The organism is Metapseudomonas otitidis, from assembly GCF_011397855.1.
Taxonomy (GTDB): domain Bacteria; phylum Pseudomonadota; class Gammaproteobacteria; order Pseudomonadales; family Pseudomonadaceae; genus Metapseudomonas; species Metapseudomonas otitidis.
The window spans coordinates 2572770-2591662 of record NZ_AP022642.1 but is presented as its reverse complement, the minus strand read 5'-3'; the positions used below and the strand labels follow the sequence as shown (position 1 = coordinate 2591662).

Annotated in this window: 23 protein-coding genes, 3 tRNA genes and 1 pseudogene; 9 read left to right on the top strand and 18 right to left on the bottom strand. The window is 61.4% G+C overall.

Annotation, left to right across the window (positions count from 1 at the left end):
* The first annotated feature begins 42 nt into the window (after window positions 1-42).
* Complete coding sequence (locus PotMrB4_RS12005) at window positions 43-465, top strand: VOC family protein (RefSeq protein ID WP_172433389.1); 423 nt, start codon at window positions 43-45, stop codon at window positions 463-465.
* Between the two features lie 91 nt (window positions 466-556).
* On the opposite strand, the gene galU is transcribed toward PotMrB4_RS12005, so the two are convergent.
* The 3 genes from galU to PotMrB4_RS11990 form a co-directional block, all read right to left on the bottom strand.
* Entirely contained in the window at window positions 557-1396 is an 840-nt protein-coding gene (galU, locus tag PotMrB4_RS12000) for a UTP--glucose-1-phosphate uridylyltransferase GalU (protein ID WP_074972625.1), read from the bottom strand.
* Window positions 1397-1444: 48 nt separating this feature from the next.
* Window positions 1445-2806: a UDP-glucose dehydrogenase family protein gene (locus PotMrB4_RS11995; RefSeq protein ID WP_172433388.1), complete on the bottom strand. Its 1362-nt coding sequence runs from the start codon at window positions 2804-2806 to the stop codon at window positions 1445-1447.
* A gap of 77 nt (window positions 2807-2883) precedes the next feature.
* A complete protein-coding gene (locus PotMrB4_RS11990; RefSeq protein ID WP_172433387.1) occupies window positions 2884-3171 on the bottom strand; it encodes a hypothetical protein in 288 nt (95 codons plus the stop codon).
* A 194-nt stretch (window positions 3172-3365) separates the two neighbouring features.
* Between PotMrB4_RS11990 and PotMrB4_RS11985 the strand changes: the two genes are divergently transcribed.
* Window positions 3366-3557 carry a carbon storage regulator gene (locus PotMrB4_RS11985; RefSeq protein ID WP_044406396.1) on the top strand — a complete coding sequence of 64 codons (192 nt, stop codon included), beginning with the start codon at window positions 3366-3368 and terminating at the stop codon, window positions 3555-3557.
* 7 nt (window positions 3558-3564) lie between these two features.
* Here the strand turns inward: PotMrB4_RS11985 and PotMrB4_RS11980 are convergent, their stop codons facing one another.
* Entirely contained in the window at window positions 3565-4266 is a 702-nt protein-coding gene (locus tag PotMrB4_RS11980; protein ID WP_074972621.1) for a YoaK family protein, read from the bottom strand.
* A 9-nt stretch (window positions 4267-4275) separates the two neighbouring features.
* A complete protein-coding gene (locus PotMrB4_RS11975; RefSeq protein ID WP_172433386.1) occupies window positions 4276-5229 on the bottom strand; it encodes an oxygenase MpaB family protein in 954 nt (317 codons plus the stop codon).
* Window positions 5230-5313: 84 nt separating this feature from the next.
* Here PotMrB4_RS11975 and PotMrB4_RS11970 point away from each other — a divergent pair, with 84 nt between their 5' ends.
* Window positions 5314-5922, top strand: coding sequence for a TetR/AcrR family transcriptional regulator (locus tag PotMrB4_RS11970; RefSeq protein ID WP_074972617.1), 609 nt, complete (start codon window positions 5314-5316; stop codon window positions 5920-5922).
* Between the two features lie 16 nt (window positions 5923-5938).
* Here the strand turns inward: PotMrB4_RS11970 and PotMrB4_RS11965 are convergent, their stop codons facing one another.
* The 7 genes from PotMrB4_RS11965 to gacA all read right to left on the bottom strand — a co-directional run bounded on the left by PotMrB4_RS11965 (window position 5939) and on the right by gacA (window position 10138).
* Window positions 5939-6376 (bottom strand): hypothetical protein, encoded by a 438-nt coding sequence (locus tag PotMrB4_RS11965; RefSeq protein WP_074972615.1) that lies wholly within the window; start codon window positions 6374-6376, stop codon window positions 5939-5941.
* A gap of 156 nt (window positions 6377-6532) precedes the next feature.
* A tRNA-Leu gene (locus PotMrB4_RS11960) sits at window positions 6533-6619 on the bottom strand.
* Window positions 6620-6810: 191 nt separating this feature from the next.
* Window positions 6811-6884, bottom strand: a tRNA-Cys gene (locus PotMrB4_RS11955).
* A gap of 43 nt (window positions 6885-6927) precedes the next feature.
* Window positions 6928-7003 (bottom strand) — tRNA-Gly (locus tag PotMrB4_RS11950).
* Window positions 7004-7071: 68 nt separating this feature from the next.
* Window positions 7072-7632: a CDP-diacylglycerol--glycerol-3-phosphate 3-phosphatidyltransferase gene (gene pgsA / locus PotMrB4_RS11945; RefSeq protein ID WP_044406387.1), complete on the bottom strand. Its 561-nt coding sequence runs from the start codon at window positions 7630-7632 to the stop codon at window positions 7072-7074.
* A gap of 32 nt (window positions 7633-7664) precedes the next feature.
* Complete coding sequence (uvrC, locus tag PotMrB4_RS11940; protein WP_069561179.1) at window positions 7665-9488, bottom strand: excinuclease ABC subunit UvrC; 1824 nt, start codon at window positions 9486-9488, stop codon at window positions 7665-7667.
* Window positions 9488-10138 (bottom strand): response regulator transcription factor GacA, encoded by a 651-nt coding sequence (gene gacA / locus PotMrB4_RS11935; RefSeq protein ID WP_172433385.1) that lies wholly within the window; start codon window positions 10136-10138, stop codon window positions 9488-9490. The genes uvrC and gacA overlap by 1 nt, the downstream gene beginning before the upstream one ends.
* An 852-nt stretch (window positions 10139-10990) precedes the next feature.
* On the opposite strand from gacA, the gene PotMrB4_RS11930 reads away from it, so the two are divergent.
* The 3 genes and pseudogenes from PotMrB4_RS11930 (at window position 10991) to PotMrB4_RS11920 (ending at window position 13551) form a co-directional block, all read left to right on the top strand.
* Window positions 10991-11233, top strand: coding sequence for a hypothetical protein (locus tag PotMrB4_RS11930; RefSeq protein ID WP_160481808.1), 243 nt, complete (start codon window positions 10991-10993; stop codon window positions 11231-11233).
* A 56-nt stretch (window positions 11234-11289) separates the two neighbouring features.
* Window positions 11290-11745, top strand: a pseudogene (locus PotMrB4_RS28235) (phage late control D family protein); the annotation flags it as partial.
* Window positions 11746-11862: 117 nt separating this feature from the next.
* Window positions 11863-13551 (top strand): RNA-binding domain-containing protein, encoded by a 1689-nt coding sequence (locus PotMrB4_RS11920; protein ID WP_172433383.1) that lies wholly within the window; start codon window positions 11863-11865, stop codon window positions 13549-13551.
* Between the two features lie 133 nt (window positions 13552-13684).
* Here the strand turns inward: PotMrB4_RS11920 and PotMrB4_RS11915 are convergent, their stop codons facing one another.
* On the bottom strand, window positions 13685-13960 hold the full coding sequence (locus PotMrB4_RS11915) for a type II toxin-antitoxin system MqsA family antitoxin (protein WP_172433382.1): 276 nt from the start codon (window positions 13958-13960) through the stop codon (window positions 13685-13687).
* A 1163-nt stretch (window positions 13961-15123) separates the two neighbouring features.
* On the opposite strand from PotMrB4_RS11915, the gene PotMrB4_RS11910 reads away from it, so the two are divergent.
* The 3 genes from PotMrB4_RS11910 (at window position 15124) to PotMrB4_RS11900 (ending at window position 15946) form a co-directional block, all read left to right on the top strand.
* On the top strand, window positions 15124-15318 hold the full coding sequence (locus tag PotMrB4_RS11910; RefSeq protein ID WP_172433381.1) for an SOS response-associated peptidase family protein: 195 nt from the start codon (window positions 15124-15126) through the stop codon (window positions 15316-15318).
* A 140-nt stretch (window positions 15319-15458) separates the two neighbouring features.
* Window positions 15459-15692, top strand: a complete 234-nt coding sequence (locus PotMrB4_RS11905; protein WP_142010449.1) for a hypothetical protein — start codon at window positions 15459-15461, stop codon at window positions 15690-15692.
* 86 nt (window positions 15693-15778) lie between these two features.
* Window positions 15779-15946 (top strand): hypothetical protein, encoded by a 168-nt coding sequence (locus PotMrB4_RS11900; protein ID WP_172433380.1) that lies wholly within the window; start codon window positions 15779-15781, stop codon window positions 15944-15946.
* A gap of 481 nt (window positions 15947-16427) precedes the next feature.
* Here PotMrB4_RS11900 and PotMrB4_RS11895 read toward each other — a convergent pair whose 3' ends face one another.
* From PotMrB4_RS11895 to PotMrB4_RS11875, 5 genes are all read right to left on the bottom strand, one after another.
* Window positions 16428-16640 (bottom strand): cold shock domain-containing protein, encoded by a 213-nt coding sequence (locus PotMrB4_RS11895; protein ID WP_172433379.1) that lies wholly within the window; start codon window positions 16638-16640, stop codon window positions 16428-16430.
* A gap of 471 nt (window positions 16641-17111) precedes the next feature.
* Complete coding sequence (locus PotMrB4_RS11890) at window positions 17112-17552, bottom strand: PAS domain-containing protein (protein ID WP_172433378.1); 441 nt, start codon at window positions 17550-17552, stop codon at window positions 17112-17114.
* A 74-nt stretch (window positions 17553-17626) separates the two neighbouring features.
* Window positions 17627-17893, bottom strand: coding sequence for a hypothetical protein (locus PotMrB4_RS11885; RefSeq protein WP_172433377.1), 267 nt, complete (start codon window positions 17891-17893; stop codon window positions 17627-17629).
* Window positions 17890-18255, bottom strand: a complete 366-nt coding sequence (locus tag PotMrB4_RS11880; RefSeq protein WP_172433376.1) for a hypothetical protein — start codon at window positions 18253-18255, stop codon at window positions 17890-17892. Before PotMrB4_RS11880 ends, PotMrB4_RS11885 begins: the two co-directional genes overlap by 4 nt.
* The gene (locus PotMrB4_RS11875) at window positions 18252-18893 is read right to left on the bottom strand and encodes a glycoside hydrolase family 19 protein (RefSeq protein ID WP_172433375.1); all 642 of its coding nucleotides are present in this window, start codon (window positions 18891-18893) and stop codon (window positions 18252-18254) included. The genes PotMrB4_RS11880 and PotMrB4_RS11875 overlap by 4 nt, the downstream gene beginning before the upstream one ends.

Genomic DNA, 18893 nt, shown 5'->3' with positions numbered 1-18893 from the left:
CCGCGCCTATCCTTGAGCCTGGTACGCCGAAGGAGGAGCACCATGCGCCCTACCCTCACCCACCTCGCCCTGCACGTGCCCGAGCTGGAGCCGTGCATCGCCTTCTACGAACGCTATTGCGGCATGCGGGTGATCCACTCGCGCGCCGGCAAGGGCTCGCGCATTGTCTGGATGGCGGAGCCGGGCCAGGAACACCGTTTCATCTTCGTGATCATGCCCGGCGGGCGCCCGCGTGACCTGGCCGCCGACGACTACAGCCACTTCGGCTTCGCCCTGGAAAGCCGCGAGGCGGTGGATGCCCTGGCCGTCCGCGCGGCGGCCGAAGGCTGCCTGGTGTGGGCGCCCCGGGACGAGCCCTTTCCGGTGGGCTACTACTGCGGCCTGCGGGACCCGGCGGGCAACTATGTGGAGTTCAGCTACGGGCAGCCGCTGGGGCCGGGCTCGGAGGGGATGGTGATTCCCTGAGACAGGCTTCCCGGGCTGAAGCCCGGGCCACGTGGAGTGCAGATACGACAAGGCCGCCCGGAGGCGGCCTTGGGTGACACGGTGGAGCCTATCAGTAGGCCTTGCCGGTCTTGTAGAGGTTCTCGAAGCAGTAGTTGGTCGCGTCGATGTAGCCCTCGGCGCCACCGCAGTCGAAACGCTTGCCCTTGAACTTGTACGCCAGCACGCAACCGTCCTGGGCCTGCTTCATCAGGGCGTCGGTGATCTGGATTTCGCCGCCTTTGCCCGGCTCGGTCTCTTCGATCAGTTTGAAGATGTCCGGGGTCAGGATGTAGCGACCGATGATCGCCAGGTTGGACGGGGCGTCTTCCGGCTTGGGCTTCTCGACCATGCTGTTCACGCGGTAGATGTCGTCGCGGATCATCTCGCCGGCAATCACGCCGTACTTGGAGGTTTCCTCCGGCGGCACTTCCTGGATGGCGACGATGGAGCAGCGGAACTGGTTGTACAGCTTGACCATCTGGGTCAGCACGCCGTCGCCATCAAGGTTCAGGCAGAGGTCGTCCGCCAGCACCACGGCGAAAGGCTCGTCGCCGATCAGCGGACGGCCGCTGAGGATGGCGTGGCCCAGGCCCTTCATTTCCACCTGGCGGGTGTAGGAGAAGCTGCACTGGTCGATCAGGCGGCGGATGCCGACCAGGTACTTCTCCTTGTCGGTGCCCTTGATCTGGTGTTCCAGCTCGTAGCTGATGTCGAAGTGGTCTTCCAGGGCGCGCTTGCCACGGCCGGTGACGATGGAGATCTCGCTGAGACCGGCGTCCAGCGCCTCTTCAACCCCGTACTGGATCAGCGGCTTGTTCACCACCGGCAGCATTTCCTTGGGCATGGCCTTGGTGGCGGGCAGAAAACGGGTACCGTAACCAGCGGCCGGGAACAGGCATTTCTTGATCATGTTGAACCTTGAATAAGGTGGGTGTGGGCTGAATGCGGCGAAGTCTAATCACGCCGCTGTCGCCTTACAATGCCCCGCAGGTGGGCGTCCGACGCCGCGATAGAGGAATCCCAGGTCGGCCAGTTGCAACGGGTCGTAGAGATTCCTGCCATCGAAGATGACCGGCACCTTCATCAGACCGCGAATCCGCTCGAAGTTCGGTTGGCGGAACTGCTTCCATTCGGTCACCAGCACCAGGGCTTCAGCCTGTTCCACCGCCTGGTAGGGGGACTCGCCCAGCCACAGCCGGCCGCTGGCGAGGGCGTCCGGGTAGCGGGCTGCGACGGCCTCCCGCGACGCTGGGTCGCAGCCGCGCACGAGGGCGCCGGCGGCCAGCAGGGCGTCGATCAGCACCAGGCTGGGCGCTTCGCGGATGTCATCGGTGCCCGGCTTGAAGGACAGCCCCCACACCGCCACCACCCTCCCCTGCAGACGCCCTTCGAAATGTGCCACCAGCGCCTGGAACAGCAGGGCCTTCTGCTCGGCATTGCGCGCCTCCACGGCCCGCAGGATGCCGGGGTCGACCCCCTCCTGTTCGGCGCAGCGGATCAGCGCTCGCACGTCCTTGGGGAAGCACGAGCCGCCGTAGCCGCAGCCGGCATAGAGGAAGTGCGTGCCGATGCGCCGGTCACTGCCCACGCCGCGCCGCACCTCCTCGATGTCGACGCCCAGGCGGGCGCAGAGCCCGGCCATCTCGTTCATGAAGGAGATGCGCGTGGCGAGGAAGGCGTTGGCGGCGTACTTGGTGAACTCCGCGGCGCGGGTGCCCATGCAGAGGATGCGGTCGTGGTTGCGCGAGAACGGCGCGTAGAGGCGCCGCAGCAGTTCGCGGGCCGCCGGGTCGTCGGTGCCGATGACGATGCGATCGGGGCGCATGAAGTCATCGAGGGCAGCCCCCTCCTTGAGGAACTCGGGGTTGCTCGCCACCTGGATGCGAAAGGCCTTGCCCCGGGCGGCGAGTCGCCCGTTGATGCACGCGGCGACCCGTTCGGCGGTGCCGACGGGCACGGTGGACTTGTCCACCACCAGGCACGGGCGCTGCAGCACCCGCCCCAGTTCGTCCGCCACTGCGAGCACATGGCTCAGGTCGGCGGAGCCGTCCTCGCCGCTGGGGGTGCCCACGGCGATGAAGGCGACGTCCGCCTGCTCCAGTCCCTCGGCCAGGCGCGCGGTGAAGTCCAGCTGCCCGCTCTCCAGGTGCTGCGCCAGCAGGGGCGCGAGGCCCGGTTCATGGATCGGCGACTCGCCCCGACGCAATTGCGCCAGCCGCGCCGGGTCGCGCTCGACACAGCGCACCCGGTTGCCCATTTCAGCAAAGCACGCCGCCGTCACCAGCCCCACATAGCCCGCCCCGATCACGCATATCCGCATGGCTGCACCTCCGCTGTCGTTGCAGGGATTGCAACGGACTCCGGTGGCAGGGGCGTGACAGCGAGGTGACGGCGAGGTTATCCGGAGCCGCCCTCATCGACGGGCTGCAGCTCGACTTCGACCAGGCCTTCCACCGGCTCTTCCGGCGGGCCGCCGCCGAAGTCGCCCAGGACCTGCCAGTGCTCGTCGAGGCCGGCGCTGATGGCGGCGAGGTGGTCGATCATGCGGCGTCCGGCCTGGCGCGCTGCATCATCCTCGCTGCGCATCAGTTCGAAGGACATTTCGGTCATGGCGGCCGACAGGTGGGTGAGGCTGCGGGTGGTGAGGCCGAGCAGGCGGATCAGATGCTGTTCACGGGTGTCCATTCCACGTCTCCTGGTTCCTTCAGGCAGTCTCAGGCTAGACCATCCGCTGCCGTGCACCGTTCGACCGTGCGTCGCCTGGCGGGGTTCACCGGGTGGAACTTGATCGGGCCAGCGAAGGTCAGGTGTTCAAGCCCGCTGTCGCCGCGAACTGCCGCAGCGACCCTCGCAACCGATTCCCGTCAGGAGAGCCTGATATGCAGCTCCTCATCCGTTCCGTCGGCGAACGTTTCGTCATCGAAGGCGGCATCACCCTGGAGGTGATCAGCATCCACGGCCACCAGGTGAAGTTCGGCATCGTCGCGCCCAAGAATGTCGCCGTGCACCGCAAGGAGGTGTATGAGCGCATCCAGGCCGGGGTGCCCCATCCGCGCAAGATGACGGCCTGAGCGCCGTTCAGCGGGGCATGTAGCCCCGCTGCCAGGGACGCGGCACCCACAACGAGGCAATGGCCAGCAGTGCCGCGAGCCCGGCGCTGAAGGTGAGCGCCAACAGGCCCATGCGGAACTCCAGGAATGCGCCCAGCACAGCGCCCGCCAGCATCCCGCCCCAGGGCACCAGCTGGACCCGCCACCCTTCCCGCCGCTCGCCCAGCAGCCAGCGGCCGAGCCCCCGACCGAAACGCGACAAGGCGCCCGTGACGTAGGTGAGCCCGATGGGCAGGCCGTTCACCTGCTCGACCACGGCGTTGAGCATGCCCATGGCCAGGATCGACAGCACCACCGCCGGCACTCGCCAGGCAAAGGGCCAGAGGGCGGCAATGGCCAGGAGCGTGGCGATCACCGCCAGCAGCGGCGCGGCGCGGCGACCGGAAAAACGCGCGACCACGACCCCGAACGCGTTGCCCAGCACGAAGCAGAGCACCGCCAGGGCCAGGCGCCCGAAGGCGGCGAGGTGCCCCTCGCTCAGGGACACGGCCATCCGCGTGGTGTTGCCGCTCATGAAGGAGACGAAGTCGCCGGTGGCGAGAAAGCCGATGGCGTCGGTCATCCCTGCCAGTACGGAAAGCCCGGCCACCAGGCCCAGCCCGACACGTCCACGCACCTTGCGCAAGTGAAAGCGCCGCGCGCTGCCACGGGGGATCGGGGATGGAAGCATGGGGGCACCTCACTGCTCAGTGCGACGGCCGGGACTGCCTGGCCGCGAAACGGGAGGTCGAATTGTCCGCTGCCCGCCGTGGCCGTCAAGTCCGGGGGGCCGGGTGCCCTCCGGCGGCAGCGCGGCGGGCACGCCGTATCGCACGCCGCGCCGGGGGAAATAGCCCCATTCCCGGGGCAGCACGGGCCAGGCCAGCCGCAGGAAGCCGGCAAGCAACCGCAACCGGCGCTGGTCCCATTCCGTCCACCGCAGCCCCAGGCGTTCCCGCAGCACAGGCGGCAAGGTGCCCCGCGCCACCCAGCGCACGCCACCCACCAGCAGGGGTTGCAGGCACCACCACAACGGGCCGCGCATCCAGGGATAGGGCGCGGGCAAGCGCCCGGTCGAGCCGAAGTACCAGGCGGTGATCTCCGTCGCCTGCAGGCGCTGCTCCAGCATCTGCTGCCAGTACACCCGGAATGCCGCGTAGTTCGCCGGCACCTCCACCATCGGCAGGCCGTAGAGGGCGTACCAGTGGACGGACTCCTGGTAGAGGCGCTCGCATTGCTGTTCGTCCAGGGGCGTGCCGAGCCATTCCTGCAGAGCGATCTGCGCTTCAAAGAAGGTGGCGTGGGCCCAGTAGAACAGCTCGGGGTTGAGGGCGTGATAGGGGCGTCCCTGCCCGTCCCGGCCCTTGATATCGCGGTGGAAGGCGCGCACCTGGCGCGCGGTACCGGCAGCCAGCTCACCGTCGTAGACCACGCCGAGGATGGGCGGGATGGAGCGCAGCAAGCGGTTCCAGGGGTTGGCGAACAGGTCGGAATGCTGGAGCACGCCGGCAGCCAACCCCGGATGCATGTTCTGCAGGATGCCGGTGCGACCGATCAGCAGCAGGCCCCGCAGATCCCCGAAGTAGCGCCAGGTCAGGGAATCCGGCCCCAAGGGGCTCGGCTGGGCGGGTGGAACGGAGTCAGGTGCGTGCATGGAGGCGGCTCCGGCAGGTGCTTGGAAACGCCTTCACGCTAATGCGACTATCCGCTCGCATTAAATTCGCGTCCGGAGCCCGCCATGCGCAAGCAGCCCCGTCAGCAACGCTCGCAACAGATGGTCGCCGACCTGGTGGAGGCTTGCGCCCGAGTCATCGCCCGCGAAGGCCTGCCACGCCTGAGCACCAACCTCATCGCCGCCGAGGCCGGGGTCAGTGTCGGTTCGCTCTATCAGTACTTCGACTGCAAGGAGGCGCTGGTCGAGGCGCTGCTCGACCGGATGAGCCAGGACCTGGTGGGCGTCATCCGCGACAACGCCTCAGCCCTGCTGGCGGACGATGTTCACGCTGCGGTGGAGCGGCTGTTGCAGGCGGTATTCGCATTCCTCGACCGCAACGCCAGCCTGCACTTGGAACTCGCACGGCACTGGCAGGACCTGCGCACGCTGAGGGTGGTCGACGAGATGGAACAGCACCTGTTCGATTTCTGCCGCCTCTACCTATTGCGCCACCTGCGGGAAATCCCCATCGAGAACCCGCTGCCCACCTTGTACGTGGTCATCAACAGCGCGCTGATGACCATCATCCGCTTCATGAGCCACCCTCACCCACCGCTCACCCGCGCTGAACTGATCGGGGCGTTGAGCGACATGTTCGCGGCCTATGTGAAGAGCCTGGGTGAAGCGGAGTGAGCGCGCGAGCTGCGCGTCAAACCAGGAACAGGCCGACCTGATTGACGACAAACCCCAGAAAGAAGCCAAGGAACCCGGCGGAGAACAGCCTGGACTCCCGACGCCACTTGCGCCGCCGACTCACGACGCCGAGCGCCACGACTCCGGCGGCGGCACCCGGCAGCGACAGCAGGTGAGCAATCCCCAACAGGCCACTACTCCTGACGTCGGGATGCGAGTTGACCCAGACATAGACTGCAAGGCTGAGCCCTGCAGCCAGAACGGCGCCGCCGGCGAAAAATGGCCTGGGATTGGCCAGCACTGCCGTGACGAACGCACCCCCAATGACCGCCAAGTAATACCAGAGGCCGATGAACAGTACGTCGCCCCTGATGTCGATCAGCGCTGCGAACACGGCCACAAAGATCACGCCGATGGCGATATCCAGACTTCGTGCCTTGATGAAATCCCGCATGACTCACATCCCTGTCGTGTATCGGAAGGCCGGGAGTATAAGCACAGGGCCTTTTCACATCAGAGGGGCATCAAGAAGTGCGGACCGCTCCCCAAATTGCGGAGCCAGAAACAACAAGGGCCTGCCCGAAAGAATCGTGCAAGCCCTTGATTTATATGGTGCCCGAAGCCGGGGTCGAACCGGCACGCTGTTGCCAGCGAGGGATTTTAAGTCCCTTGCGTCTACCGATTTCGCCATTCGGGCGGTAGCGCTCAATGCAATACGGAGCCAAGCCCCGTTTTTTGCGAGGGCAGGAATATATACACCCCCTCCCCCGCACGCAAGCATTCGCAAGTCCATGACCGGACAGCAAAAAAGCCCAGCCACAATGAGAACGCCAACACGCTGCGGAAATGAAAAAGCCCCGTAGACGTGAATCTACGGGGCTTCTCATATGGAGGCCGAAGTCGGAATCGAACCGGCGTACACGGATTTGCAATCCGCTGCATGACCACTCTGCCATCCGGCCTTAAATGAAGACGCCGCTTTGAGGCGGCGTCTTCATGACAATCTGGAGCGGGAAACGAGACTCGAACTCGCGACCCCGACCTTGGCAAGGTCGTGCTCTACCAACTGAGCTATTCCCGCTTTGTCTTGGTGACGGGCGCCATTCTATAGGATCGTTAGCAGCCGTCAACCCCTTGATTCAAAAAAGTTTATTTATCTTTCGGCTCGGTGCTCAGGTGCGGCCAGGCGGCCAGCAGGTAATGCAGCATCGACCACAGAGTCAGCGCGGCAGCGATGATCAGCAGCAGGAAGCCGAGCACCACCCAGAAGCTCACCACCGGCGGATTGGCCAGCAGGATGACCAGCGCCAGCATCTGCGCCGCCGTCTTCCACTTGCCGAGGTTGGAGACCGCGACCTGGGCACGCGCGCCCAGCTCTGCCATCCATTCCCGCAGCGCCGAGACCACGATCTCGCGACCGATGATGATGGCCGCCGGCAAGGTCAGCCACAGCGTGTGGTGCTCCTCGACCAGCAGCACCAGCGCCACCGCCACCATCAGCTTGTCCGCCACTGGATCGAGGAAGGCCCCGAACGGGGTGCTCTGCTCCCAGCGACGCGCCAGGTAGCCATCGAACCAGTCGGTGACCGCCGCGATGGCGAACACCGCGCTTGCGGCCATGTGGCTCCCCGAAAACGGAAGATAGAACAGCAGGATGAAGACGGGGATCAGCAGAACACGCAGAACGGTGAGCAGGTTTGGAATATTCATCGTCACAGCAAGACCGAAAAAGAGGGGGCATTCTACTCGCTGTGCAGGGCCGCATAAATCGACTCGGCGAGCTTTTTGCTGATGCCAGGTGCCTTGGCGATCTCCTCGATACTGGCGCGGCTCAATTCCTGCAACCCACCGAAATGCTTGAGCAGCTCGCGCCGACGCTTCGGCCCTACCCCCGCCACCTCTTCCAGACTGGAGGTCCGACGGGCCTTGCCGCGTCGTGCACGGTGGCCGGTGATGGCAAAGCGGTGTGCTTCGTCGCGAATCTGCTGGATCAGGTGCAGCGCAGGCGCGTCGGCCGGCAGGGTGAACTCGTTCTCCGGGCCATTGAGGTAAAGCGTCTCGAAGCCCGGCTTGCGGGTCACGCCCTTGGCCACCCCGAGCAGGATGAGCTCCGGCACTGCCAGCTCCTGCAACACCTCCCGCGCCATGGCCAGTTGGCCTTTGCCGCCGTCCACCAGCAGCACGTCCGGCAGCTTGCCCTCTCCATCCTTCAACTTGCTGAAGCGTCGGGTCAGCGCCTGGTGCATCGCCGCATAGTCGTCGCCGGCGGTCACGCCCTCGATGTTGTAGCGGCGGTAGTCGGACTTGAGCGCCCCTTCCGGGCCAAACACCACGCAGGACGCCACGGTCGCCTCGCCGCTGGAATGGCTGATGTCGTAGCACTCCAGCCGCTGCGGCGGCTCGGCCAGGCCGAGCACCTCGCCGAGCGCTTCGAACTTGTCCGCCATGTGCTGGCGGTTGGCCAAGCGCGCTGCAAGGGCCTGCTCGGCGTTGGTGACTGCCAGCTGCTGCCAGCGAGCACGGTTGGTCCGCACCCGGTGGCTGATGCTGAGTTCGCGCCCACGCGATTCGGCGATGGCTTCAATCAGCGTCGGGAAATCCTCGTGGACGGTATTGACGATCAGCTCCTGCGGCAGATCGCGCTCATGGCTGCCCAGGTAGTACTGCGCAATGAAGGCCACCAGCACGTCCCCCACTTCTTCCTCGATCGCCACCTGGGGGAAGAAATTCTTGCTGCCCAGCACGCGCCCACCCCGGACGCTAATAAGGTGCACACAGGCGCCGCCTGGGTTGACGATGGCGGCGACCACATCGACGTCGCCAGTGCCCCCCTCGATGCTCTGCTGGTCCTGCACGCGCCGCAGCATCGACACCTGGTCGCGCAACTCGGCAGCCCGCTCGAACTCCAGGTTCATCGCCGCCTGCTCCATGCTGCTGGTCAGCTCGGCCGCCAGGGCATTGCTCCGCCCTTCCAGGAACATCACGGAGTGGCGCACGTCCTCGGCGTACTCGTTCGCCTCCACCAGGCCGACACACGGCCCCTTGCAGCGCTTGATCTGGTATTGCAGGCAAGGCCGGGTGCGATTGCGAAAGTAGCTGTCCTCGCACTGGCGCACGAGAAACGCCTTCTGCAGCAGGTTCAGGCTTTCACGGATGGCCCCCGCACTGGGGTAAGGCCCGAAGTAGCGCCCCTTCTGCTTCTTCGCCCCGCGATGGATGCTCAGCCGCGGGAACTCGCCATCGGAGAGGTGCACATAGGGATAGGACTTATCGTCCCGCAGCAGGATGTTGTATGGCGGCCGCCATTCCTTGATGAGCGTCTGCTCCAGCAGCAGCGCTTCCGTCTCGTTGGCGGTGATGGTGGTCTCGACCTGCGCGATGCGGGCTACCAGAGCAGCCGTCTTGGGCGCCAGACCGGTCTTGCGGAAGTAGCTGGCGAGGCGCTTCTTGAGATTCTTGGCCTTGCCGACATAAAGCAGCTTGCCGCCCTCGTCGAACATCCGGTAAACCCCCGGACGCCCACTGCAGGCGGCAAGAAAATCACTTGCATCGAATGTGGGTTGCATCAGCTGACGGCGTCCACCATGCCGTGGCGAACCGCCAGCAGAGCCAGCTCGACATCGCTGGAGATGGAGATGGAGAGCTTGTCGAAGATCCGGTAGCGGTAGGTGTTCACCGTCTTCGGCGACAGGCACAGCTTGTCGGAAATGGTCTGGACCTTCTGGCAGTTGGCGATCATCAGCGCGATCTGGATTTCCCGCTCCGACAACAGGTCGAACGGCGAACCACTCGTCTGCGGCTGGAAGGACTTCAGCGCCAACTGCTGGGCAATCTGCGGACAGATGTAGCGCTGCCCGGCGAAGACCTGGCGAATCGCCTGGACCATCTCCTCAAGCGCAGCGCCCTTGGTGAGGTAGCCCGCCGCACCGGCCTGCAGCAGCCGGGTCGGAAACGGATCCTCTTCGCACACCGTCACCGCCACCACCTTCAGATCGGGGTAGCTGCGCAGCAGCTTGCGGGTCGCTTCGAGACCGCCGATGCCGGGCATCTTCACATCCATCAGCACCACGTCGGGCTTGAGCTCGCGCGCCTTCTTCAGCGCCTCCTCACCGCTCTCGGCCTGCCCCACCACCTGCAGCCCATCGATGTCCGAGAGCATGCGGCTGATGCCTGTTCTAACCAGATCGTGGTCATCGACCACCAGTACCCTAATCAAGCGACACCTCGCAGTGCACCGCCCGCCAAACTGGGGAGCGTCACATGGAAAGGCCGATACATTAGCAAGTCGGAGCGCTCAGACCTAGCGCGACCGCCACCGTCAAATCACAAGCGCCAGGAAAACATAAGCAGCAAGGACTGACAATCGAGTCCGCCTATCACCACCGGAGGAGTCCGCCGCAGCGGGCGTCCTCACCAAAGGGAAAATCGCCTCTGGAACTTCAGCGTAGGACGGCCTGACAGGGCGAGTCAGGCGCCTTGACGACCGGCTACGGGCAGACCGGAAACTGCCGAAGCGCCAGGCACCGAAATCGCCTATCGCGATGCCACCGCGCTTTAGGAAATAAAGAGACCGACGGGCGCCCCCAAATCACGACCGCAAAAAACAGAGCAAAGCCACCGGAAGCGCAACCACAAAAGAACCAGCAGTGCCCAGCCGGCAAGCGTCAGCGCCGTACGGTACTGGTGGAGCCGCAGCCTGGAGAACGCCACCGAAAAGCCAGGACGCAAACTGAATTGGCTGGAAGCACATCGAGAGCTACGTCATCGACGCTTGAAAAGAAAACCCGCAACGCCCTGATGGACCCGAGCCACTGCCGATTGACACCCCCTTCCCCACGCCCTAACGTTGCCGCGCTGCCCAACCTGGGCAGCCGGGATTGGCGTCCCGCACAAGGGAAGGAGCATGGCTAAGGCCAAGCTCCTGGCATGGCCGCACCCAAGTTATGGGAGGGCCGTGCAGGGCATCTTCGGATGCGCCGGTTCTCTTGACGGTACGCCAACCTGCACGGCCCGCCCTCCCTGATTGGCGTCAGGGCGCGGTTTCTTGCCCCCAAGAGATAACGACACCATGCCCACCTCATCCCTGCATGCTCCTAGCGATCTCCGTCACCTGACCCTCTACGAAGCGGCCTACGTGCGCCAACGCGCCTTGCTCGGCATGCTCGGCTTCCTGTCCAACATTCCCGACCACGGCACGCCATCCCCCGAACTGCTGGGCGGCGCATTCGCCTGCCTGGAGTACCTCGCCGAAGATGCCGCCCGACTCTACGAGGCCGCTCAGGACGAAGCGAAAAGTCACCCGACAGGCTGACCAAGTCAGCCTCATCTGGCACCCGCGCCGACGGCGACCGGCACCGCGACATGGTGGCCGACGGCGGCGACAACCTCAAAGACCGAAGCTCTGCGCGCCGCCCGCAACGAGTGGAACCACCTGCAGCGCGGCAGCGCCAGCCTCAGCTACAGCCTGGCCAAGGACTGGCCGACCCCATCCCAGAACTCACCTACACCCTGCAGGACGCGAAAGACGCGATCGACACCATCGCCTGGCACGGCGGCAATATGCAGCACAGCCTCACTGCCTACGGCGGCTACACCACCAGCCTGGAGCTGGAGAGCAAACTGCCCGAAGACTTGGTGGACGCGCTGTACGAGGAAGTGCCCAGCAACTACAGCAGCGTGATCGCCTACTAGCGGGGCAAGAAGACGGGGAAGGAGGAAAGCCTTTCCGCTGACGACCCGAGCAAGCCCAAACGCCTGCGGCATCTATATGCGAGCAAGGCGAATGAGAAGCGGGCGGTGGATCGGGAAAAAATAAAGCACTGATTTGGCAAAGGAAAATCCATTTTTAAAAAGTTCATTACGGCTACTAGAGTTATCCCAACCAATCATGGCAAAGTAATTGCCATCAAGTATCCGAACGCAGGCGAAGGACTGACAACAATGTTCATGAAGAGCGAAGACGAGCTTAAGCAAATTATTGAAAGCTGCAAGGTCGTAGACAGCGAACTCATAGAGAATGAAGAAATAGAATTCAAGGAATTTAGTAGTTTGCCCTCACTGCACGGCTCTAAAGAGCTGGCAGAGGAGGTCTCTGCACTCGCCAACCATAAAGGTGGCGTTATAATTATTGGAATCAGAGATGGAAGCAACGTCAAATCACAGCAATGGGAAACCCAGCTTGTTGGATTTGAGCGCGCAGATCTGCTCCAGATTGAGCAGCGAATCAAAGGAAAAATTAAACCTCAAATCGATATTAAAGCCCAGTATATTGATTATGAGGATAAGAGCTTTTTAGCCTTACACATTCCCACACGAAGAGACACACTTGTATCTACATCAAGTGGCAAAACCTGTATTCGTGACGGAAGATCAAGTAGGCCTATGGCTCCCGAAGAAATACGACTGGCTGTGTCCGGACTCGTAAATTATGACTGGACCGCAGAAATTATGAATCAGCTCCACGTCGACTCGCTAGAAGAGTCCGCTGTGGACGCTGCGTATTTAGACTATTGCGGCAGAAAGAAATATCCAGACGGCAATCTTCCATCAAAAGATGCTTTCTTGGAGGCCATAGGCGCTACAACGAATGGAGCGGTGACAAAATCAGGCTTACTATTTCTTGGCAAGCCATCTGATATTCTCAAGTGGCTAGGCAGTTATGAGTATCGCTTTACCTGGCGCAACAGCACAGGCGAGCTTCTACTTAACGAAGTATGGGACGACAATCTTTGGAACACCATTCAGCGCACAAAACGACACTTCAACAACTGCAACTCTGAAATCCCACTAACTTATTCCGGCAAAACATACACATGCAACCTCTTAGACGGCGCCGCCTTCCATGAATGCTTCATGAACGCGTTAGTTCATCGAGACTATTCGATTGAGGGAATGGTAGTTGTAGACTACAACTTCGAGCGAATGCTGGTAACAAACCCCGGAGTATTCTATGGCGGAGTCACTGCCGAGAACATAAATACTCACCAACCTCGACACAGGAACAAAGCACTCGCCAAGCTTCTGATGAACTTTCAGTTAGTGGACCGTGCCGGGATGGGAGTAAAGCGCATGAGCTATGGATCACTTGCGTACGGCCGCGAATTCCCCATCTTCAGAGAAATCTACGACACTGTAGAAGTAGCGCTTTCTGCAAAAGCTATAATTCCAGAAATATTCGTAAGAGTTCAAGGCTCAAGCGAAAAATTCAGCCTTGTCGACCTAATTATATTCAACAGCCTCTATAGGATCGGCTACATGGATGTAATCGATATAGCAAAGCGAATTGACGGATTAGAAGGCGACGCTTGGCCAGCAATCAAAAACTCCGTACAGAGACACAATGAGCTTGAGCTTTGCGGGACGAATAAGGGGATCTTTGTACGATTCAAGCCAACATGGGCAAGTTATTTCAAAGCGAACAACCCAATAAAAATCAGCAAAACATCCAGCAAACACGTCAAGCTATTCGATTATCTTGTCGAATTCAAAGAAGCCTCAAATGAAAACATAACAGAGCTTCTTGGACATAAAAACGGCCCACACACCAGCGCATTCCTAAGGAAGGCAAGCTACGCAGTCAGAAATGGGAACGGCCCGAGCGCAAGATGGTCACTGGTAACTAAAATCTAAATTTTGCCACTTCAGCACCATGCAGACGCTCTGCAGAAGCTCATGGAATAACCATCCAATAAAAGGCGCCTCCCGGCGCCTCTCTCAATAATCCAACCGGGCCTTGCCCTCTCCGCCACCAGGTGGTCGAGCTTCACCCCCCTCTGCGGCTATCTGATCCACCTGCAGGATCAGACTGGGGTTGCGGTCCAGCAGCACCCACAGCGCCCGAGGCGGTTCCACCTCCGCCCGGCTCGTAGCGCGAGAACGCGTTGTGACTACCACCAGCGATGGCCACCATCTGCTTCTGCGTCCTGTTCAGGCGCTTGCGCATATACTTCATGTCCTCGGCCTCCGCCAGGTGCGCCTCTTCGATCAGCTCATCGCCCGCCTTGGCGTAGCGCAGGGCGCTGTCCGCATCGAATTCCACCTCGTAGCACTCGCCCGGCCAGACCGGGCACTGCGCGCTTCAGGTCCTGGTAGCTCACCTCAAGGGCGCGCCCTCGAAGTGCGTCATGCCCTGCGCACCGCCGCACAGGCATTCACGCTTCATACTCATGTCCGCTCCCTGAGGAGATCATCTGCGCCCCCTCGGAGCGGCAGGGCAGGCCCCAACCCGAGGGCACCAGGCTGGTGCAACTCGGTCATGACCGCATTGCGATTGCAAAACCGGATAAGGAAAAGGGTTACGTATTCGTAATCAGGAGGTGTGCAAAGGCTAAGGCAAAGAGGAAGCAAAGCCCAAGGTCAGCGTATCCCTGCCCTCGGGCCGATATACGCTTTAGCGTTGGGCCAAGGAGGGTCGCCGTACGGTGGCAAGCAGCGCCGGCCAGGGCCATGCCCCGCGACAGCTGAGCCCGCGACTTACTGAGCCGCGGGATGAGCCCACCCATCGCCAGGCGGAGCTGAATCTCGTCGAGCGGCCCGCGTGTAAGCGAGGCGCTTGCGCGGCCTGGGAGGACGTCGACTTCGTGGCCGTCGGTTGACCGCTCCCATGCTCCGCCGCCGCAGGAATGAGGCCAGGGATCTGGCCAGGAAGGAGATCGCCCAGGCAAGTGACGAACAGTTGGCGGCGCGTATTGCCCAGCTCCAGTTCCGGGACATCCGCCCAAGGCGGCCAGCGAGATCACCGCCCCGAAGGACGCGAGCCGGCTTCTTGGGCACACTGAAGAGGAGCTGACGGAGCGCGTCTATCGCAGGGTCGGGGCCATCGCCAAGCCCTCGAAATAGTCAGAGTTTCGGAACACCGAGCCGGAAACTGACGGCAACGCACAGCGAATACCGCCGACCAAAAATGAAAAAGCCCTGATAAATCAGGGCTTTGAATATGGCGGAAGCGGTGAGATTCGAACTCACGGACAGTTTCCCGTCGGCGGTTTTCAAGTCCGCCACATGATTGCAGGAATTTGGCGCCTTTGGCAGCCATATCAGTCCCAAAATCGACTCGATACCTAGTGCTATGTAACCCGCGTCATTACTGAATACCGGCTCCGAGTTCTTGGACCGGTTTTCCTCCCTCCCCGCCCGTTCTGGGCACCCTCTCCCACTCCTTTTGTCTACCCTCTAACAGCCCAAACCCCACAGGTACCAACCATGTGCGGCCGAGTCGTTCAGGCCATGTCCTGGAGCGAGATCCACCACCTGCTAAACATCCACAGCGAGCCGCCGGCCCAGGCGGAGCCTCGCTACAACGTCGCGCCCACCACCCAGGTGCAGATGGTGCTGCCACTCGTGGCAAGCGCCAGGCTAGCGCCGGTGCGCTGGAGGTGGCTGCCACACTGGGCGTGAGCATTCCCCCCAAATATTTACTTCAGCCACTTTGTCTGGATTCAAGCCCCCAAGAACTAGGCCGGCTAAAAATAAGCAAAATATCCAAAATCCAAATCAGCTTATGTGTCATGCTGACTTTCTACAGAAGGAGAGAAAGCATGAAAGACTCAAGAATAAGTGTTGGTCAAATTTGGGGTGACGACATACCTAATCGCATCCGCGCAAATGGTTACGACTCATTATTTTGCGTTTATGTAGGACTAAAGCTCGAAGCAGTATTTGTGAGCCTAGAAGAACTGAACAAATTTCTGCCCTACATAGAGAACGAAATAGTCGGCAGCTTCAATGGAACAACAGGCCACCCACCAATAGCCACCCCCTTGATATCATAAATTAAAATAATCAACCACCCGTCAGCTTTAGCTACTTATATCAATCAAGAGGGGATAGTCTGAAATCTCACAAACGGAGAAACAAAATGAAAAGCCAAATGCAAGATCAAGGCAATGGGAAAGTGAATCAGGACAAAGCGGATGCCAAGGAGAAAGTTGGCCAGCATGAGAAAGGGCAAGATGCCGAAAAGGCCAAGCCCGCCCCTCAGGAACAGCAATACAAGGCAGCCCAACCCAAAGGAACAACCCGTTGATTAAATAGCGGGGTTAAAGTCTCGAGACCCAGCCTAGGCTGGGTTTTCATTTATCGGCTGCGCCCCAAGGCAACGGTGGCAGCATAAGATACTCGGCGCCTGGCGGCTCGCAGGGTGCGGCACCTAAAAGTGCTGCAAGCCTTGCAGAATCTGGCGGGAAAAACATATGACTCCCCCCAGAGACTCGATGAATCCCAATACGAAAAGGCTCTTTCGACTCAGGCATCAGTGCTCGCTGCCTCATACGTAGGCCTTTTATCTTTCTGTATATGGCGTTTCCGACCCCCAAATTTATCTGGCACCAACTCACAGTATCCACAATCACCCCCAACACTTATTTATTGGCAAGGTCAAATATCTGACCAAAGCCTTAACAACTGCGCACGGCCTCCCTTCCAGCCTACATACCGCAGTTGACTCCAAGGACATTGGCATACGGAACAGCTTCAAAAATCCAATGGCGCTCCGCTCTCACGGCTCATTACTCGATAGTTAGAACATCTTCCGCATGAATCCCTCTCGCTCCATTACCGATCAAAAAAGATACGCGCTGACCTTCTGTCAACGTCTTATAACCCTCCCCTTTGATCTGCTTGTAATGAACAAAGATATCCGGCCCCTCTTGGCAAGATATAAAACCGAAACCCTTATCAGCACTAAACCAAAGAACCACTCCGACTTGACGTAAAAACATACACCCTCCGCGACTATAAATAGACACAAAGACATAGAGCAGACTGATTGCGAAGAATAGGGGACCGAGAAGATAGCTAATAACGTGCAAGCACCTGGGCGGTGCCGCTAAACTGAGCAGGCAGCTACACCAGCATACAGGGTCAGCCGCACAAAGCCACAAATTTAAAAAATATATTTTCGAAAAAGAAAATAACTAGAACTCTCCAAATAGAGAAGGCTTATATCAAAACACCATTTCCATATTCGTCTTGAAATAAGAGACCGGCCTGCTCAAGATAGTTTTCAACACAAGCCAATGATCGTTGAGACGGAGGTTTATCGTGGGCATGCCTCGCTTCAACTGCCTGTAACTTAGCGACACGCACACACGCCGCCACCAGCTCCCTCTCGTAGCAGATTAGCTGCCGGCACTCTCCCACGTCTCCTACGTTCCCTCTCAAGCAGGAAGCAGCAGGCATTTTGCGTGGTCCTACAGCTTATCGAGATTGGCGCGCATGAAGTTCTGCAGTTGGCGGTGCTGCTTCATGAAGGAGGTGCCATCCTTGATAATCGACAAGGTCTTGTGATGGGAGCCCTCAAGGCTGATTAACGGGATACAGGTAACGTCCAGCCAGATCAGACTCGAATCGCCCCGCACTGCTTGAACATACCCCTGCCTTTTCTCGGTGATGGGGAAATTACCCAGCAAATTTCTGAAGGTTGCTTTCTCTTCACCCCGCACGAGTAACTGGCTGCAGTGGTAACCGCAGAGCTGCCGGGCGTTGTAGGCAAGCATCAAGCAAAGCGTCGAACTGACCTCCGTTATCACCCCAGTGCTGTCTGTATAGAGAATCGCCAACGTCTGCTTTATCGCATCCATAACGTCCGAATCATTGACTGCGTCGGAACATGAAATCGGCTCGTAGCCCATGATCGCCCCAACTGCCTCCCTCTCGGCTGATAGTCGTTTCAGTATGGATCCGCTTCGCTTCCACTGCCTGTGACTTAGCGACACGCATTCGACGCCGCCACCAGTTCCCGCTCATACCCGATCCGCTGCCGGCGCTCCGCCAGCAGCGCACGCACCTTCACCTCCAGCGAGTCGCCCGCTCGCAGCGTCGATGCTGCCCAGGGCGGCACGGCCACCTCCTCAACCCGGCACGGCACCTCCACCGGGACCTCTACGCGCACAATGTGCAGCTCGGCGCCCTGCCGGCCGGCGCACCCCGCCAGCGCGCAACCAATTCCCACCACCACGATTCCCAGCCTCATAGACCCAGCTCCCGGTTGATCACTGCCTCGGCCGCGGCGCACTGGTCGCCGCCGATCCGCTCCTGCTGCAGGCGCTGGGCGGCGGCGTAGTCGCCGGCAGCGGCCTGGCGCGCCTGCTGCTGGGCCTGCGCGGCGGCCTGCTGCCGCTGCTCGGCCTCGGCGCGCAACTGGGCTACCCTGGCGTTCTGCTCGCCCACGGCGCTCTCCAGATCCTGGCGGGCCTGCTGGCACCGCACTGCCCCGGCCTGCGCCTCGTCCAGCAGCGGACGATAGTGCTGGGCAGCCAGCCAGGCGCCACCGGCAGCGGCCAGCAGCAGCGCCACGCCGGCCAGCACCAGGCGCAGCGGGATCACGGCGCTCATGCCAGCACCGCCCGGGCGCGGTCCCACAGCAGGCGCCGCTCGGCGCGGCCGTTCTGCCCGCCGTTGATGCGCTGGGTGATGTCGTCGAACCGGCCGGCGTCAGCCAGGGCGTTGAGACCGTTGTCATCCCAGAACCACGCCGCCGACATCGCCGCATGCTCTGGCCGTTCGAGCAGCTCGGGCTGCACCACCAGGGGCAGGCCTAGTGCACTACCGCACCGCTGGTACTGCGCGCGGCCGGTGATTTGGAACAGCCCCCGGCCCCGGTACCGCCAGCCGTCGCCGGAGGCGGCCGGCCCGTTGCCCATCCGATTGCCGTAGACCGCATTGGCGATGGCCTCGGGCTGGCGCTCCAGGCTCTGGGCCAGGCCATTCGGTTGGCGCGGGCGCGCGGCAGGGTCCAGGGCGAACCGTGCCGGCCAGGTATTGGCCAGGCCTGCGGCGCCGTAGTTGAGGTTCTCCACCAGCCGGGTCAGCTCGGCGCTCTCGTGCCCAGCCTGGGCCAGGAATGCGCAGAGACGCACGCGGCTGGTGATGTCGTACCGGGCCGCCGCTCGGTTGATGGAGGAAACGAAAACGCCCGCTTGGCGGCGGGCGTTCGGGAGGATCTGCAGCAGCTGCTGCTCGGTGATCTGCAT